Below are 16,379 nucleotides of genomic sequence, written 5' to 3'. Positions count from 1 at the left end.
AAAAGTAATCTCGCCGATCCGCATGGAATAAGAACGATACTTTCGGTTCTTGGACCTATCGAGTGATTTCGTTCTCAATCTAAGGCGCGTGAGGGGAGAATATTCTGGGCAAGGATTTTCGGCCGATGCGGAGCACCGTGGATGAAAGGGAAGCTCGGCGGAACACGAGTGTTCGTATCGCGCAATGACCGGCTTTCATGCAGGTGGTCGTAAAACAATGTCGTGCACGTTAAGCGATGCGTTGACGCGATACTTTTGTCATGCGAAATACCCTTTGTAAATCAAGGATTTGGCATGCTTTTCTCTAAGGTGGCGTCGACGGTGGCAAATTGTTTCAAGTGCGAGCGGTTGCCGGGCACATTTTCCTTTCGGCGTTTTCTCACGATGACTTGGCTCATCGCAGCAGCAGTTCTGGTCCAGGCGTCGCAGGCGCCGACACACGCGGCTGACCGTGTGAAAGTTGGTCTCGGCATCCCGCCAACGGTGACAGAAGGCAGCGTGCAATCCATTGCGGATGAACTCGGACTGTTTCGCGACGAAAATCTCGACGTTGAATATGTGGTGCTCGCCGGCGCTGGCGCATTGCTGCCGCAACTCTTGCAGAAGAACATCACGATCGCGCTGCCGCTTCCCGAGACGCTCCTCTCTGCGCACAAACCAGGGAGCGAGCCGTTGCCAGTCTCGTATTTCTATAATGCTGGTCCGAGAAATACGCTCGAGCTCGCCGTCAAGGCAGACTCTGATATTCGCACCATCGCCGACCTGCGCGGCAAGAGTATCGGTGTTGGCGCGCTGACGTGGGGAACGATCCCACAGACTCGTGCACTGCTGCGTGCTGCAGGGTTGACGCCGGGCAAGGACGTGCAGATCGTTGCAGTCGGTGTTCTCGGCGCCGGCTTTCACGCGCTGCGCGAAGACCGCGTACAAGCGCTGAACTTCAACAGCACCTGGATCGATTTGCTCGAGCAGGAAGGCGTGGCGGCGCGCAGGCTCGCTTATCCGCCTGCGTTCCGCCAAACGGTAGTGAACGGATATATCGCGCATCGTTCGACACTCGACGATAATCCGGGTCTGCTCGAGCGCTTCGGGCGCGCCTGGACCAAGGCGCTGGTGGTGTGCGATACCAACCCGCGCAGCTGTGTCGAGGCATTCTGGCGAAAGAATCCGTCGGCGCGGCCGCAGGGTGACGCCGCCGCGGCTCTGGCAGCCAATGTCCGCCTGCTGCAGCGATGGATCGAGCCATTGCTACGCGATTCGGACGGTAAGGCGCGCGTGCCGGGTGCCTACGATCTCAACGTCATCCGCACCTATGTCGGCGAGATGTATCGCTATGGCGAATTCGCGTCCGAAGACATTCCTCTCGATGCCTATTTCAGCAACAAACTGGTCCCAGGCTTCGTCAAATTTGATCGTGACGCTCTCGTCGCCCGCGCTCGCGCGCTGCCATGACCGCTGTTGGACTTGAGGCGACATCCCGGCCGGCGCTGGTTGCGCTGTCCGGCGTCCGCTTCTCATATCCGGGGCGCGCGAACGCTCCGGTGCTCGACGACTTGTCGCTTTCGGCGGAGGCGGGGGAGTTCCTTGCCGTGCTGGGCCCCTCCGGTGGCGGCAAGTCGACGCTCCTGAAGCTTCTCGCTGGACTTGCAATCGCGCAGGCGGGACGGGTGATGGTGGGCAACACGGAGGTCCGTCGTCCGCATCGCGATGTCGGCATGGTGTTTCAGCGGCCGACATTACTTCCGTGGCGTAATGTGCGCGATAACGTCTTGTTGCCCGTCGGCTTTGCCCGCGGCGCCAGCAGCGAGGAAGCGGCGCGGGCCGATCGCCTGCTTGAGATGACGGGGCTGCTCGAAAGCGCACATCTTTATCCCGATCAACTCTCCGGCGGCATGGCGCAGCGCGTGGGGTTAGCGCGTATGCTTCTGCATGATCCCCGTCTTTTGCTGCTCGACGAGCCTTTCTCTGCTCTCGATGCGATGACGCGCGAGCGGCTGTCGCTTGAACTTCAGCGCATCTGGATGACGGAGCGGCGGACCGCGATCTTCGTCACACATTCGATACCGGAGGCGCTGTTCCTTGCCGACCGCGTCGTGGTGCTCGCCGGGCGCCCGGCGCGCATTTTGGCGGACATCAAGGTCGATCTGCCGCGCCCGCGCACGCTTGAGACGATGGGAGGCGGGACATTCAACACATTGGCGCTCGAACTGCGTCGTCTGTTCGACGCCGTCGCCAGCAATAGTGGAACGGCACGATGAAGTGGTTGAGGTGGCTGGTGCCGCCGCTGGTGACGCTATCGGTCATTCTCGCAGCATGGAACTACGCGACAGGTCCCGGCGGCCTCCCGCCTTATTTGCTGCCTGCGCCCTCGGCCGTGGCTCAAGCCCTGTGGTCAGGACTGGCCTCGGGAGAGTTTTGGCCGCATATTGTGTTCACTATGTCGTCTACGCTCATTGGCTACGCGATTGGCTCGATCCTCGCGATCGTAGCGGGTGTGCTGGTGGCGGAAAGCCAACTCTTCGAGCGCTTTGTCTTTCCCTATATTGTGGCAATACAGGCCACTCCCAAGGTCGCGCTCGCGCCGCTGATCCTCGTCTGGTTCGGTTTTGGTCTCGCGTCGAAAGTCGTTCTGGTCGCTCTGATCTGCTTTTTTCCGCTGCTCGTGAACACGATCGGCGGCATCCGCCGGACTGATCCGGAGCTGGTGGCGATGGCGCGATCCTTCTCACGTCCGTCCTGGTGGATATTTCTTCATATCAAGCTGCCGGCGGCTGCGGGCGCGATCTTCGCGGGCCTCGAGATCGGTATCGTGCTGGCACTGATCGGCGCTGTTGTCGGCGAGTTCGTCGCGGCCGAGCGCGGCGTTGGTTACCTGATCGACGCGGCGACGGTGAACATGAACGTAGCTGCGCTGTTCGCGGGCGTTCTCATCCTTGCCGTTTTCGGCGTCTTCAGCAGCTTCGCCGTTCGGGCGGTGCAAAGGCGCGTCGTATTCTGGGAACACGTGCCCAGTGATCTGCCAACCGGGGAGCGTCCATGACATCGAAGTCCAGCAAGATCGATCAACGCCTCGCTTTTGCGTCGGCGACCGAACTCCTCCTTCGGCTGAGAAACAAGGAGTTCTCGGCCAGGGCGCTGCTCGAATTTCATATCGAGCGGCTCGAGAAGGTGAATGGCTCGATAAATGCGGTCATCTTCACAGACCTCGCCGCTGCACGTGCACGCGCCGACGAGGCCGACGCCGTGGCGGCGAAAGGGCAGACCTGGGGGCCTCTCCATGGGCTGCCTGTCACTGTGAAAGAGAGCAACAATGTTGCCGGTTGGCCGACGACCTATGGCGATCCCGCGCTGAAGGATTTCATCGCACCGCGCAGCGCCGTGATTATCGATCGGTTGCGATCCGCAGGCGCAATTATCTTCGGCAAGACGAATGTTCCGCTGAATCTGATCGATTGGCAGAGTTATAATGCAATCCATGGCACCACGCGCAATCCGTGGGATCTCAATCGAACCCCCGGCGGCTCGTCCGGAGGCGCCAGTGCTGCACTTGCTGCCGGACTGACGCCGCTAGAGCTTGGTAGCGACGCGGGCGGGTCCATCCGGATGCCGGCTCACTTCTGTGGCGTGTTCGGTCATAAGCCGACGCCTGGAATTGTTCCCGATATCGGCAACGAGCGCGCAGGCAGTCTGATCGGCAACGATCTCGTCACGAGTGGGCCACTTGCGCGTTCGGTCGCCGACCTCTCGCTCGCTCTGAATATTCTGGCGGGACCGGCAGGCGATGCAGCCAGCGGATGGCGCCTCGAACTGCCAGAGCCGCGGGCGACCCGACTGAGAGATTTCCGCATTTCGATCATCACCAATTCGCCGGTTGCGGAGGTTGACGAGCCCTATCGCGCGGCGATACGCGCTCTGGCTGCTCGATTGAGGGAGGAGGGCGCGAGCGTCGTCGAGGAGGCCCTCCCGTTCACCGATCATGCATCATACCATGCGACTTACGTGCAGCTGTTGCGCGGCTCTGCAACGGCCCGGCTGCCCGTTGCGGTATTTGACAATGCGGTACGCCGCAGCGAGGAGCAGGGAGCAAACGTCACTCCTTATGTCCTGCAGACGGCTCGGGCCTATGCGCAACGCCATCGCGATTGGCTCCTGGCCGAAGAGAGACGCGCGCACTTGAAGAGAGATTGGGCTGACTTCTTCGAACGGTTCGATGTGGTGATTGCGCCGGCGACGGTCAGCGCAGCATTTCCGATTGACGAAACGAAACCGCGCGAGGAACGCACGCTGCGGGTTAATGGTCATGACGTGGATTACAACGACCAGCTGTTCTGGGCCGGCCTCGCAACGCTCCCGTCTTTGCCAGCAACAGCAGTGCCGATTGGTTCGGTCGATGGGTTGCCGATCGGCGTGCAGATCATCGGTCCGCATCTGCATGATCGCACGACGCTTGCCTTTGCCGCAGAATTGGAGCGGTTTTATCCATTTGTCGCTCCCGCGGCTTTCAGCTAGTCGCTAGATGAGTCGATCTTCTTGACGCTCCTGGCGCATGGCAGACATCGGTTTACTCAAGCGGTCGTTTGCCATGGACTTTCGGTAGAACTATTTTATCTGCTGGCCAGGTTGCTATCGCGCCGGCGCCCGAAAAACAGCTCGGTAGAGCGCGGGGCTGGTGCCAAGACGTGTCCTGAAATGATGACTTATCGGGTAGGCCAAGGGCCGGACCGTCGTTTCCGCTCTACTCCTAACAGCAGAAGTTGGCGCTTGCCGCCGGCAGGTCTCCGAAGGGCCCAATAAGAGAAATACCTGCTATCATTAGACGCATAACGATAACACGTACCTGGACAGCAACAACCGGCGGTCCTCACCTGCTGATTGCTGATGAACAACTCCGGTACTGGCGGGGTATCGAGGGATGGCGCGATCATAGAGATCCGGCTGACCAAAGTGACTATGCCCGTGCGTGCAGAGTAACGACCTGGCTGGGATTAATCGCCTGCCACCATGGCAGCGCTGTCGTGTTATCTGGGCCCATATCTGACGATCCCTTCGTCCATCCCGGATGCCGGCTCGTCGAGGTAAAGCGGACATAGGTCCGATTGATCGACGTTCGTCCTCGACCCACGACATCCGCAATGAAAAGCCTCCGCCATCTGGCGGGGCTTTATGTGTTTCAGCCTAGGGGACCAACTTCGCCCCGATTAGGGGACCAACTTATAGGGGACCAACTTTGCCCGCGGCTGCAATCCCACACTCAAGTCGAATATCAACTGCAGCCGGTTGTACTTCCACACCTGATGCACTTTATGAAGGTGCCGTTCCGCACCAGTCGAGGCGAGTAGTCCAGGTTGGACGGCGCGAGTTTAAATTTGTTCCGCGTCCTGCAGTGTTGGTGCCTCTTACATGAGGTCTGACGACACCTAGGAGCGGACGCAGAGTCAGATCATGCGGATCCGAGTCAGGTCTGCTGCGAACCGATATAAGATGCTGATTTCACTGGTGGGCCCGGCAGGACTCGAACCTGCAACCAGACCGTTATGAGCGGCCGGCTCTAACCATTGAGCTACAGGCCCCGCCGCGAGCCGCCACAATCCGTGGGCCGGCAACGGTGCCGGGTCCGTTTACAGGGTGAGGGGCGATCGGGCAATCCCGCCGGCTCTAGTCCACGGAAACCCCGGCGAATTCCACGACTTTCCGCCATTTCTCGGTTTCGTCGGCGACCAGCTTGCCGAATTCGGCCGGCGCCATCGGTTTGGGGATGCCGCCGACCTCGGCCAGGCGCGCGACGAGCTTGGGGTCCTTCAGCGCTTCGCCGACCGCCTTGTTGAGGATCTCGATGACCTCCGGCGGCGTGCCTTTCGGCGCCGAGATGCCGTAAAACCCGACCGATTCGAAGCCCGGTACGGTTTCAGCGATGGCGGGAACATCGGGCACGCTCGGCCAGCGCTTTGGCGAGGTGACGCCGAGCGCGCGGACATTGCCACCGCGCGCCTGCTCCAGCGCCGACGGAAGGTTGTCGAAGATCAGCTGCACCTTGTTGGAGATGATATCCGGAAAGGCGATCGCCGAGCCGCGATAGGGCACGTGCTGCATCTCGCATTTGGTCATCGCCTTGAACAATTCCGCCGACATGTGCACCGAGGTGCCGTTGCCCGACGAAGCATAGGAGACCTTGCCCGGATTGGCCTTGCAGTAATCGATGAACTCCTGGACGGTTTTCACCGGCATCGCGTTGGAGATCACCAGCATGTTGGTGAGCTGCATGATGCTGGCGACCGGGGTGGTGTCGCGCAGGAAATCATAGGGCAGCCTCTTGTAGAGCGAGGTGCTGATCGCGTTATTGGGCGCGACGAACAGCAGCGTATAGCCGTCCGCGGGCGAATTGATCGCGGCGGCGGCCGCGATGTTGCCGCCCGAGCCGGTGCGGTTCTCGACCACGAATTGCTGGCCGAGATGATCGGACAGCCACTGGCTCATGATGCGGGCGACGATGTCGACAGGCCCGCCGGCGGCAAATCCGATCAGCCAGCGCACCGGGCGGTTTGGATAGTCGGCGGCGGAGGAGGGGACGGCAAGGCTCAAGAGGCAAATCAAACCAAGGGACGTCGCACGCAAAAAGCGAAGCATTATGTTTCCTCGTCATTTTCTTGTTACCGTTGCGGCCATGCTTTCATAAAATTCCAAGCTTGCCTACAACCTCTGCAGCATAAAGATCGATCAATCTCGCGCCGAAGATGTTGGGAGGCCGCCAAATGAAAATCGCGTTGATGGTTTGCGCCGCTATTCTGCTCACCGGCGGCGCGGCCGCACAGGAGGGAGGCAAGGCCATTTCCAAGACCACGATCACCCTGGGGACGGCGACGCCGGGCGGCGGTTTCCCGCTCTATGGCAATGCCTTTGCCGACGCCATGAATGCGGCAGATCCGAGCCTCTCGATCGAGCCGCGCAATACCAAGGGCTCGAACGAGAACATCCCGCTGCTCGAAGCCGGCCAGCTCGATATCGCGACCGTGGCCGGAGAGCCCGCCTATGAAGCCTTCATGGGCATCGGCCGTCCCGCGACCAAGCTGAAGATCCTGACCGCGATGTATTCGAGCCCCGGCATGTTCGTGGTGCGGGCCGACCGCCCATACCGGACGATCCGTGATCTCGTTGGTCAGCCGGTCGCCTTCGGCGCCAAGGGCTCGGGTCTGCCGATCCTGTCGCGCTACATCCTCGACGGCATTGGGCTGAAGCAGGACGAGGACTTCAAGTCGATCTATCTCGATCGCGCCGGCGACGGGCCAGCCATGGTGCAGGATGGCCGCGCCGCGGCGCTCTGGGGCGCAGGTGTCGGCTGGCCGGGCTTTGCCGCGATGGCGGAAAGTCCCACCGGCGCGCGCTTCATCGCGCCGAGCGCGGAAGAGATCGCGCGCATCCGCGCCAAGCACACTTTTCTGAAGCCGCTGACGATCCCACCGAACAGTTACCCGAAGCAGACGGAAGCGATCGCCTCCGTCGGCTCGTGGAGCTTCATCCTGGTGCGCGAAAGCCTGCCTGATGATGTTGCCTATCGGCTGGCGAAGACGCTGCACGGAATCGAAGGCGAGTTCTGCAGGAAGCTGGCACAGGCCTGCGAGACGACCGCGGCGAACACGGTGGCGGCGGCGCCGAATGTCGAGCTGATTCATCCGGGTGTGCTCAGGTTTTTGCGCGAAATCGGGGTAGCGAAGTAGCCTGTCGTCCCGGGCAAGCGAAGCGCTAACCCGGGACCCATACCACCGGCGTAGTGGTGTGCTCCGCTGCAACCGCTTGTTTGCGACATGACAGCTGCCTGTGGTTATGGGTCCCCGCGTTCGCGCGGACGACGGTGGAGTTCATTTCTTCACCAATCCACACGCTGGATCCAGGGGGCCGAACGCGTCTTCGCCGGAAATCTTGGTGAGGATCTTGTAGTAGTCCCACGGATATTTCGATTCCTCCGGCGACTTGACCTGTACGAGCCAGAGGTCGTGGACCATCAGGTTGTCCTCGCGCAGCTTGCCATTGCGGGCGAAGAAATCCTCGATCGGCTTTTCGCGCATCTTGGCCGCGACCTTCAGGGGATCGTCGGTGCCGGTCTCGTTGATCGCGTTCAGGTAATGGATCACGGAGGAATAGACGCCGGCCTGCCACATCGTCGGCATCCGGCCCAGTTTGGCGAAATAGCGCTTTGACCATTCGCGGGTCTTGTCGTCCATGTCCCAGTAGAACGACGTCGTCAGCAACAGGCCTTGCGCGGTCGGCAGCCCCAACGAATGGATGTCGGTGATCAGCGCCAGCAGCGCCGCCATCTGCTGGCCGCCCTTGAACACGCCGAACTCGCCAGCGGTCTTGATCTCGTTCATGTTGTTGGGCGGCCCGCCGGCAATCCCGATGATCTTGGCTTTCGAGGCCTGCGCCTGCAGCACGAAGGACGACAGATCGGGCGTCGCAAACGGCGGCCGCACCGACCCCAGCACCTTGCCGCCGGTCTTGGTGACGACGCTCGCAGCATCCTTTTCGAGCGAGTGCCCGAATGCATAGTCGTCGGTGATGAAGAACCAGCTGTCGCCGCCGCGCTTCACCACCTCCTGCGCGGTGCCGACTGCGAGCGCCCTGGTGTCGAACACCCACTGCATGGCATAGGGCGAGCAGAATTTGCCGTGAAAATCGGTCGCTCCCGTCGAGTGCGTGATGAACAGCCGCTTCCGCTCATTGGCGACGTTCTGCACGGCGAGCCCGACTGCGGAGACCGGCACGTCGACGATCAAGTCGACCTGATCGACGTCGTACCAGCGCCGCGCGATGCTGGCGCCGATATCGGCCTTGAGCTGGTGGTCGCCGACGATCACCGTAACAGGCTTGCCCAGCACGTTGCCGCCGAAATCGTCGATCGCCATCTGCGCCGCCGTGACCGAGCCCTGTCCCGTCGGCGTCGACGCCGGCCCGTTCATGTCGGTGAGCACGCCGATCTTGACGACGTCGTCGGAGATTTGCGCCAGTGCCGCCGTTGAAGCCAACATGGCGCCGGCCAGCGTGGCGAGCACGGAAAATGGTTTACCGAACATTCTTGTCTCTCTCCCTGGACCGGCACGTAGGCCGTTATTGCTTGTTCCGGGACGTAGGCCCGGCTGAATTGGTTTCTTTTGCAACCGGTTCGGGGTCGGCGTCAACGCGTCCTTTCGGAGCAGGAACATTCGGCGGCACCTGTTTATTTCGCGCCTGATACAGTAGACAGGCCGGCCATGGTTACGACCCAGCGACTGCCGGCTTCGCTTACGCCGCTGCAAACCGCGCTCAGCGCCCTATTCCGCGCGCTCGAGCCGCTGCAGCCGATCGAATTGCCGCTTGCGGACGCGCTGCGCTGCATTGCGGCCGAGATGCCCCCGTTGCCGGCGCATCCGCCGCATGATGTTGCCGCCACCGATGGTTGGGCGCTGCGCGCCAACGATCTGGTCGGCGCCTCCTCCTACTCGCCGTTGCCATTAGCCATGCTGCCTGCCTGGGTCGAAGCTGGTGACGCCATGCCCGCGGCCTGCGACTGCGTGCTCGATGCCGATCTGGTCGAGGTGGCCGGGCCGATTGCGCAGGTGCTTAGCGAGGCGATCCCGGGGCAGGGCGTCAGGCGCAAGGGCGAGGACATTGCGGAAGGGACTCTCGTTGCCGAGGCGGGCCGGCGCGTGCTCCCGCGTGATCTGCTGATCGCACGCACAGCCGGGATCGAGCGGCTCAAGGTGCGGCGGCCGCGATTGCACATCGTCAATATTCCGGGCGCGGTGGCGACCGCGAGCCTGGTCGCGGACAGCGCGCGTTCCGCGGGCGCCGAGGTTATCAGCCGTGAGGCCGGGGCGCGTGATGCCGAGTCGATCGTCGCCGCGTTTGAAGATGCGGCCTGCGATCTCCTGGTCACCATCGGCGGCAGTGGCGTTGGCCGCACCGATGCGGCGGTGAGCGCGCTCGCTGCGCGTGGCGAAGTCATCGCTCATGGCATTGCCCTCCAGCCTGGCCGCACTGCCGCCGTCGGCCGCATCGGCACAACGCCGGTCGTCGCACTGCCCGGCGCGCCGGACCAGGCGTTTGCGGCGTGGTGGGCGTTGGCGCTGCCGGTGCTCGATCGGCTGACCGGACGGCAGCCGCGGAAGGCATTGTCGCTGCCGCTGTCGCGCAAGATCGCATCGCTCGTCGGCATCGCCGAGTTCGTGCTGCTGGAGCGGCAGCGCGATGCCTGGATGCCGCTTGCGGTCGGCGAACTTTCGCTCGATGCGATCGGGCGCGCGGAGGCGTTTCTGGTCGTGCCCGGCGGTTCCGAAGGATTTGCTGTGGGCACGCCGATCGATGCCTATATGTTGAGGGAATGAGTTCCGACATGACCAATAGCTCTGCGAAGGGCCGCGACAGTGTCGAGCAGGACCAGTTCCTGACCATCCTGGCGCGCGAGGAGGCGCTGGCGCGGTTCGAAGCGGCGCTGTTTCCGCGGCCGGTCGCCAGCGAAACACGACCGCTCGCGCAGGCGCTCGGCTGCGCGCTGGCGGACGACGTCGTCGCGCCGATCGACGTGCCGCCGTTCGACCGCTCCAATGTCGACGGCTTTGCGGTGCGCTCCGCCGACCTTGCGCGGGCCAGCGAGTCTACACCGGTGCGGCTGGTGCTGAACGACGAGATCATCGCCTGCGGCACAGCGCCGGCGCGGCCGGTGCTGTCTGATACCGCGACCTCGATCGCGACGGGCGGACCCGTTCCGCGCGGGGCGGACGCGATCGTGATGGTCGAGCACACGCAGCCCGCGGGTCAGCGCGCGATCGAGATCCGCCGCGCCGCGTCTCCCGGACAATTCGTCTCCTACGCGGGCTCCGACATCGCGCGCGATGAAACGCTGCTGCGCGCCGGCACCATCATCGGCTCGCGCGAGATCGGCATGCTCGCTGCCTGCGGCATCGCTAAGGTCGATGTGGCGCGGCGGCCGCGCGTCGCCATCCTGTCGACTGGTGACGAGTTGGTGCAGCCGGGCCAGCCGCTGCGCCCGGCCGCGATCTACGACACCAATGGCGCCATCGTCACCGCGGCGATCTCCGAGAATGGCGGCGATGCCGTTTTCGTCGGTGCCATCGCCGACGACGAGGCGCAGCTTGAAGCCGCGATGCGCAAGGCGCTTGCCGAGAGCGACATGCTGGTGCTCTCCGGCGGCACCTCGAAAGGCGCGGGCGATGTCTCCCATCGCATCATCGCGCGGCTCGGCAAGCCCGGCATCATTGCGCATGGCGTGGCGCTGAAGCCGGGCAAGCCGCTGTGCCTTGCGGTGTGCGACGGCAAGCCGGTGGTGATCCTGCCGGGCTTTCCGACCTCGGCGATGTTCACCTTCCACGACATGATCGTGCCGGTGCTGCGGCGGATGGCGGGCCTGCCGCCGCGCTCGGATGCGAAGGTGATGGCAAAGGTGCCGGTGCGGATCGCCTCCGAACTCGGCCGCACCGAGTTCGTCATGGTGTCGCTGGTCGAAGGTACGGAAGGGCTGATCGCCTATCCCTCCGGCAAGGGCTCCGGCGCGATCACCTCGTTTGCGCAGGCCGACGGCTTCCTGAAGATCGATGCGCTGGCCGACCAGATGCCTGTCGGCACCGAGGCTGAGGTGACGCTGTTCACGCCGCATGTGCGCGTGCCTGACCTGGTCATTGTCGGCAGCCATTGCACCGGGCTCGATCTCGTCACCGCGCTGCTGGCGCGCGCCGGGCTGTCGGTGCGCTCGATCGCGGTCGGCAGCCTCGGCGGGCTGGCGGCGGCCAAGCGCGGCGAATGCGATTTCGCGCCGATCCATCTGTTCGATGAGAAGAGCGAGACCTACAACACGCCCTATCTCGCCGAAGGGCTTGAGCTCGTGCCGGGCTGGCGGCGGATGCAGGGCATCGTGTTCCGCAAGGGCGATGAGCGTTTCGAAGGCCTGTCGGCGCAGGATGCGGTGCGCGCCGCGCTCTCCGATTCCGCCTGCATCATGGTCAACCGCAACCAGGGCGCCGGCACGCGCATCCTGATCGATCGCCTGCTTGGCGGTATCAGGCCCGACGGCTACTGGAATCAGCCGCGCTCGCACAATGCGGTCGCCGCCGCTGTCGCCCAGCATCGCGCCGACTGGGGCATGACCATCGCACCGGTCGCGCACGCGTCCGGACTCGGGTTCATTCCGCTGGCGGAGGAGCATTACGACTTCGCGCTGGTGACAGCGCGCAAGCATCGCCCGGCAGTGCAAGCTTTTCTCGAAGCGCTCGCCTCGGACGAAAGCCGCGCGGCGTTAGAGCAGGCGGGTTTCCGCCCGGCGTAGCGAGGTACGACGCTCTCTCCGTCGTCTCCGCGAAAGCGGAGACCCATAACCACAGGGAGGTGTTGTGGCGGGAGCAAGCGGTTGCAGCGGAGCACATTACAAAGGCCTGTGGTTATGGGTCCTGGGTCACGCCCGGGACGACAAGAGGAGAGATCACGATTCAAATTTCAAATAGCGGATCCGTAGGATGGGTAGAGCGAAGCGAAACCCATCGCGATGGAGCAAGCGGTGCGAATGATGGGTTTCGCTTCGCTCTACCCATCCTACGTGTGATTCAACAGCCGACGTGATTCCGCATTCTCGCGGCGCAACGCGCCCGAGCTTTGCGTCACTTTCCACCCTCCTCGATAGCAGAGGGCGCAGGGAAAGCCGGGTGCCGGTTGCACCCGTGGGTCCCGTGCAACAAAAAGCACGGGGGTAGGACCACAGGTTCAACCGAAGCATTCCGGCTTTCCCTGCGCGATGGTTTACGGCTTACTTCGTGCTCTCCTTGGTGACCGGGCTTTCTTGCCACCATCACTCACAGATCATCTCTGCGAACTTAGCGCCAGCGTCGGGGCGCCAGGACCACACGACTTCGCCGTCCGTGATGCCTGTGCTCGTCAGTCACACCCATCTCGTCCACCGCATCTCACCGCAACGTTCGTGACGATCGCGACCCGCCCCTCATCCGCCGTGAGACGCGCGGAGTTAAATCACTGATTTGCCCGACGGCGAAAGCGGAATGTTTTTCGCGGCGTGAGTGGACAGGGCAAATCAGATTGAAATCGTTGAACAAATTTCCCTGGCCGGAAATTCGCTCTTGCCGATTCCAATTCGCCGGCGATTTCGGCCAAACTCGTTCCCTGAAACACATCGAAAGTTCGGCGCAACCGTGGACCATAAGCCCGACGATGAGCGATTAGTCGCAGACGAAGGTCGCAGCCTGCTGGGCCTCGTAGCGGCGGCGCTCGTCGTTGGGGCCGTCACCGGATGTGTCGGGGCGAACTTCCGCCTCTTGCTCGAGCAGGCCGATCGCTTGCGCGATGCGGTAATCGCCTGGGCGCATGGCCACGGCGTCTTGGGATTCCTGATTGTCGTGGGCGCATGCGCTGGTGCCACCTTGCTCGCGGCGTGGATGGTGCGGCGGTTCTCGCCGCACGCGTCGGGCAGCGGCATTCCGCATGTGGAAGCCGTCCTGCACGGGCAGGTCCCGCCGGCTCCGTTTGGCTTGGTGCCGGTGAAATTCATCGGCGGTATCCTGGCAATCGGCTCCGGCCTGGCGCTGGGCCGCGAGGGGCCGACCGTGCAGATGGGCGCAGGCATCGCGGTCTTCACCGCGCGCATCTGCCGGCTCTGCTGGGCGGACGCACGCGTACTGCTGGCCGCGGGTGCCGGCGCTGGCCTGGCGACGGCCTTCAATGCGCCGATCGCTGGGCTCGCCTTCATACTTGAGGAGCTGATGCACAAATTCGACCGCCGCGTCGCTGTCGCGGCCCTCGCCACGCTGGCAACGGCGATCCCGGTTGCAAGGCTGTTTATCGGCGACGCGCCCGATTTCCAGATCGTTCCGCTGAACACTCCGAGCGCGGTATCCGCGCCGCTGTTCCTTGCGCTGGGGGCCGTCGCGGGCCTGCTCGCCGTTGCTTACAATCACACGCTGCTTGCGTTCATCGCAGCTAGCGACCGGTTCGCGCGGCTGCCGATCGAGCTCCGAGCCGGATTGATCGGCGCAAGCGTCGGCATATTGGCCTGGTTTGCGCCCGAGCTGGTCGGGGGCGGAGATCAGATCACGCAGCGCACGCTGATCGGCCAGGATAGTCTTGCGATCGTCGCCTCCGCATTCCTGATCCGGTTCGCTCTCGGTGCTTTATCATACGCTGCCGGCACTCCCGGCGGACTCTTCGCCCCTCTGCTGGTGCTGGGAGCCCAGTCGGGGCTGCTGTTCGGAGCAGCCTCCCGCCTTGTATTTCCGGAACTCGCGATCGAGCCGCATGCATTTGCGCTAGTGGGCATGGCCGCCTTCTTCGCGGGCGTGGTACGGGCGCCGGTGACCGGCATCGTTCTCGTCGCCGAGATGACGGGCAACGTGACGATGCTGCTGCCGATGCTCGGCGCCTGCTTCGTAGCGATGCTGCTGCCCCCGCTGCTGCACAATCCACCGATCTACGATTCCTTGCGCGAACGCACGCTGCGGCTCGAGCAGCAGATCAGACGGGAATGAGCGGGTGGAGGGCGGTCGCGGAAATGGCTCCGTCATTCCGGGGCGATGCGATAGCATCGAGCCCGGAATCTATTTCACCACCAGCTCATGCGGCCCGATGGATTCTCTGATGTGCAATTGCACATCATAGCTCGCGCCAAGAGGCGCGCCCCGGAATGACAGCAGTGTCAGTCGTGTGCCGCATCGACTGCCGCGAGCCGTTCGGCCTCGGCGATATCCTCGACCGTGTTCGCGTTGAAGAAGGGGTCGAGCGGCTCGGTCGGCCAGGTCACAGTGGCGAGCCTGTAGCGGGCGGTCCAGCGGTCGATCTTCCTGACATCTTCGACGACGAGGGCGTGGCGGAGTTCGTCGCGCAGCGACACGCTCCACAATCCGATCACCGGATGCGACTGATCGCCCGAGGCCGCCACGGCCAGTTGCGCGTCTTCCTTTACCATTGCGTCGTGGAGCCGTGAGACGAGATCGCGCGGCAGGAACGGGCAGTCGCCGGCTGCGCTCAGCACCAGCGACACGTCGGGCCGGTTCGCCGCCATCCAGTCCAGTGCCGCCAGAATGCCGGCGAGGGGCCCTGAGAAATCGGCGACGCTGTCGGCGACGACGGGCAATCCGAACGCGGCGAAGCGGGCGGGATCGCCATTGGCGTTGAGGATGAGGCCGTCGCATTGCGGCCCGAGACGCGCGATCACGCGCTCCAAAATGGTGCGGCCGCCGATCGTGCGCATGGGCTTGTCGCCGCCGCCCATGCGCCGCGCGAGGCCGCCTGCCAAAAGAACGCCGGGAATTATGTCGCGTGAGGCCATCTGCTTCACCTCCCCCGCTTGCGGGGGAGGTCGCTGCGCTCGAAGAGCGCAGCGGGTGAGGGCTCTCTCCATACGGGGAGTCCCATTGCGGAGACACCCTCACCCCGACCCTCTCCCGCAAGCGGGAGAGGGAGTGCAGCCGCTTCTCGGATGCAGTTCGAGCTCATCATGCTAGTCGTCACGCGCTTCGCCCTTGCGCTTGTGCTTGGCGGATTCTTCGTCGACATAGTCGAGGTTCTGGTCGAACACGATGCGCTCCTGGCCTGACAGCGCGATGAAACGCTTGCCGCGCGTGCGTCCGATCAGCGTCAGGCCGACCTGCCGCGCCAGTTCGACGCCCCAGGCGGTGAAGCCGGAGCGCGACACCAGAATCGGAATGCCCATCCGCACCGTCTTGATCACCATCTCCGAGGTCAGCCGTCCCGTGGTGTAGAGGATCTTGTCGCCGGGATCGACGCCGTGGCGGTAGATCCAACCGGCGATCTTGTCGACGGCGTTGTGGCGGCCGACATCCTCGGTGTAGCAGATCGGCGTTCCCTCCTTGCATAAGACGCAGCCATGGATTGCGCCGGCTTCGAGATAGAGCGAGGGCATGGTGTTGATCGCATGCGTCATCTGGTAGAGCCAGGAGGTGCGCAATTCCGCCTTCGGCAGCGCTACGCTTTCGACCGCCTCCAGGAGATCGCCGAAAGCCGTGCCCTGGGCGCAGCCCGAGGTCTGGGTGCGCTTCTTCAGCTTCTGCTCGAAATTGGTGTGGTGCTCGGTGCGCACGACCACCACCTGCAGATCGTCGTCATATTCGACCTCGGTGACGACGTCGTCGTATTTGAGCATGTTCTGGTTGAGGAGATAGCCGAGCGCGAGATATTCGGGGTAGTCGCCGATCGTCATCATGGTGACGATCTCCTGCGCGTTCAGGTACAGCGTCAGCGGGCGCTCCATCGGCACCTTGATCTCGACGCTGGCGCCGGTCTGGTCTGTCCCGGTCACGCGCTCGGTCAGGCGCGGGTCGTCCGGGTTGGGGACGATCAGGGGAACGGGCGGTTTGTCGATCCTCATCATGGCGGCC

13 protein-coding genes and 1 tRNA gene are annotated in these 16,379 nt (G+C 63.4%); 9 read left to right on the top strand and 5 right to left on the bottom strand.

Features of this window, described 5'->3' with window-relative positions; translation table 11 throughout:
• The first annotated feature begins 384 nt into the window (after positions 1-384).
• The 5 genes from AC5ZGW_RS05205 to AC5ZGW_RS05185 all read left to right on the top strand — a co-directional run bounded on the left by AC5ZGW_RS05205 (position 385) and on the right by AC5ZGW_RS05185 (position 5,087).
• On the top strand, positions 385-1,449 hold the full coding sequence (locus tag AC5ZGW_RS05205) for an ABC transporter substrate-binding protein (RefSeq protein WP_130225776.1): 1,065 nt from the start codon (positions 385-387) through the stop codon (positions 1,447-1,449).
• Positions 1,446-2,255, top strand: coding sequence for an ABC transporter ATP-binding protein (locus AC5ZGW_RS05200; RefSeq protein ID WP_130225767.1), 810 nt, complete (start codon positions 1,446-1,448; stop codon positions 2,253-2,255). Before AC5ZGW_RS05205 ends, AC5ZGW_RS05200 begins: the two co-directional genes overlap by 4 nt.
• A 17-nt stretch (positions 2,256-2,272) precedes the next feature.
• Entirely contained in the window at positions 2,273-3,037 is a 765-nt protein-coding gene (locus AC5ZGW_RS05195) for an ABC transporter permease (protein WP_207231016.1), read from the top strand.
• The gene (locus AC5ZGW_RS05190) at positions 3,034-4,506 is read left to right on the top strand and encodes an amidase (protein ID WP_130225769.1); all 1,473 of its coding nucleotides are present in this window, start codon (positions 3,034-3,036) and stop codon (positions 4,504-4,506) included. Before AC5ZGW_RS05195 ends, AC5ZGW_RS05190 begins: the two co-directional genes overlap by 4 nt.
• A 245-nt stretch (positions 4,507-4,751) precedes the next feature.
• Positions 4,752-5,087 (top strand): Imm21 family immunity protein, encoded by a 336-nt coding sequence (locus AC5ZGW_RS05185; protein WP_130225770.1) that lies wholly within the window; start codon positions 4,752-4,754, stop codon positions 5,085-5,087.
• A 404-nt stretch (positions 5,088-5,491) separates the two neighbouring features.
• Here AC5ZGW_RS05185 and AC5ZGW_RS05180 read toward each other — a convergent pair.
• Positions 5,492-5,567 (bottom strand) — tRNA-Ile (locus tag AC5ZGW_RS05180).
• A gap of 85 nt (positions 5,568-5,652) precedes the next feature.
• Entirely contained in the window at positions 5,653-6,621 is a 969-nt protein-coding gene (locus AC5ZGW_RS05175) for a Bug family tripartite tricarboxylate transporter substrate binding protein (protein WP_130225771.1), read from the bottom strand.
• A gap of 125 nt (positions 6,622-6,746) precedes the next feature.
• Between AC5ZGW_RS05175 and AC5ZGW_RS05170 the strand changes: the two genes are divergently transcribed.
• Positions 6,747-7,709, top strand: coding sequence for a TAXI family TRAP transporter solute-binding subunit (locus AC5ZGW_RS05170; RefSeq protein ID WP_130225772.1), 963 nt, complete (start codon positions 6,747-6,749; stop codon positions 7,707-7,709).
• A gap of 141 nt (positions 7,710-7,850) precedes the next feature.
• Here the strand turns inward: AC5ZGW_RS05170 and AC5ZGW_RS05165 are convergent, their stop codons facing one another.
• Positions 7,851-9,062 carry an ABC transporter substrate-binding protein gene (locus AC5ZGW_RS05165; protein WP_130225773.1) on the bottom strand — a complete coding sequence of 404 codons (1,212 nt, stop codon included), beginning with the start codon at positions 9,060-9,062 and terminating at the stop codon, positions 7,851-7,853.
• Positions 9,063-9,239: 177 nt separating this feature from the next.
• Here AC5ZGW_RS05165 and AC5ZGW_RS05160 point away from each other — a divergent pair, with 177 nt between their 5' ends.
• The 3 genes from AC5ZGW_RS05160 to clcA all read left to right on the top strand — a co-directional run bounded on the left by AC5ZGW_RS05160 (position 9,240) and on the right by clcA (position 14,510).
• Complete coding sequence (locus AC5ZGW_RS05160) at positions 9,240-10,352, top strand: molybdopterin-binding protein (RefSeq protein ID WP_130225774.1); 1,113 nt, start codon at positions 9,240-9,242, stop codon at positions 10,350-10,352.
• A gap of 8 nt (positions 10,353-10,360) precedes the next feature.
• On the top strand, positions 10,361-12,307 hold the full coding sequence (locus AC5ZGW_RS05155; RefSeq protein ID WP_165435196.1) for a molybdopterin biosynthesis protein: 1,947 nt from the start codon (positions 10,361-10,363) through the stop codon (positions 12,305-12,307).
• Positions 12,308-13,181: 874 nt separating this feature from the next.
• Positions 13,182-14,510 (top strand): H(+)/Cl(-) exchange transporter ClcA, encoded by a 1,329-nt coding sequence (clcA, locus tag AC5ZGW_RS05150; RefSeq protein ID WP_130224527.1) that lies wholly within the window; start codon positions 13,182-13,184, stop codon positions 14,508-14,510.
• A gap of 167 nt (positions 14,511-14,677) precedes the next feature.
• On the opposite strand, the gene mobA is transcribed toward clcA, so the two are convergent.
• Both mobA and AC5ZGW_RS05140 read right to left on the bottom strand, forming a co-directional pair.
• The gene (mobA, locus tag AC5ZGW_RS05145) at positions 14,678-15,310 is read right to left on the bottom strand and encodes a molybdenum cofactor guanylyltransferase MobA (RefSeq protein ID WP_130224525.1); all 633 of its coding nucleotides are present in this window, start codon (positions 15,308-15,310) and stop codon (positions 14,678-14,680) included.
• Positions 15,311-15,481: 171 nt separating this feature from the next.
• A complete protein-coding gene (locus AC5ZGW_RS05140; protein WP_130224523.1) occupies positions 15,482-16,372 on the bottom strand; it encodes a formate dehydrogenase accessory sulfurtransferase FdhD in 891 nt (296 codons plus the stop codon).
• Positions 16,373-16,379: the final 7 nt, after the last annotated feature.

This window comes from Bradyrhizobium sp. Crot121, assembly GCF_059512385.1.
Note: the sequence above shows the minus strand (reverse complement) of the source record. Positions and strands in the feature narration are given on the sequence as shown.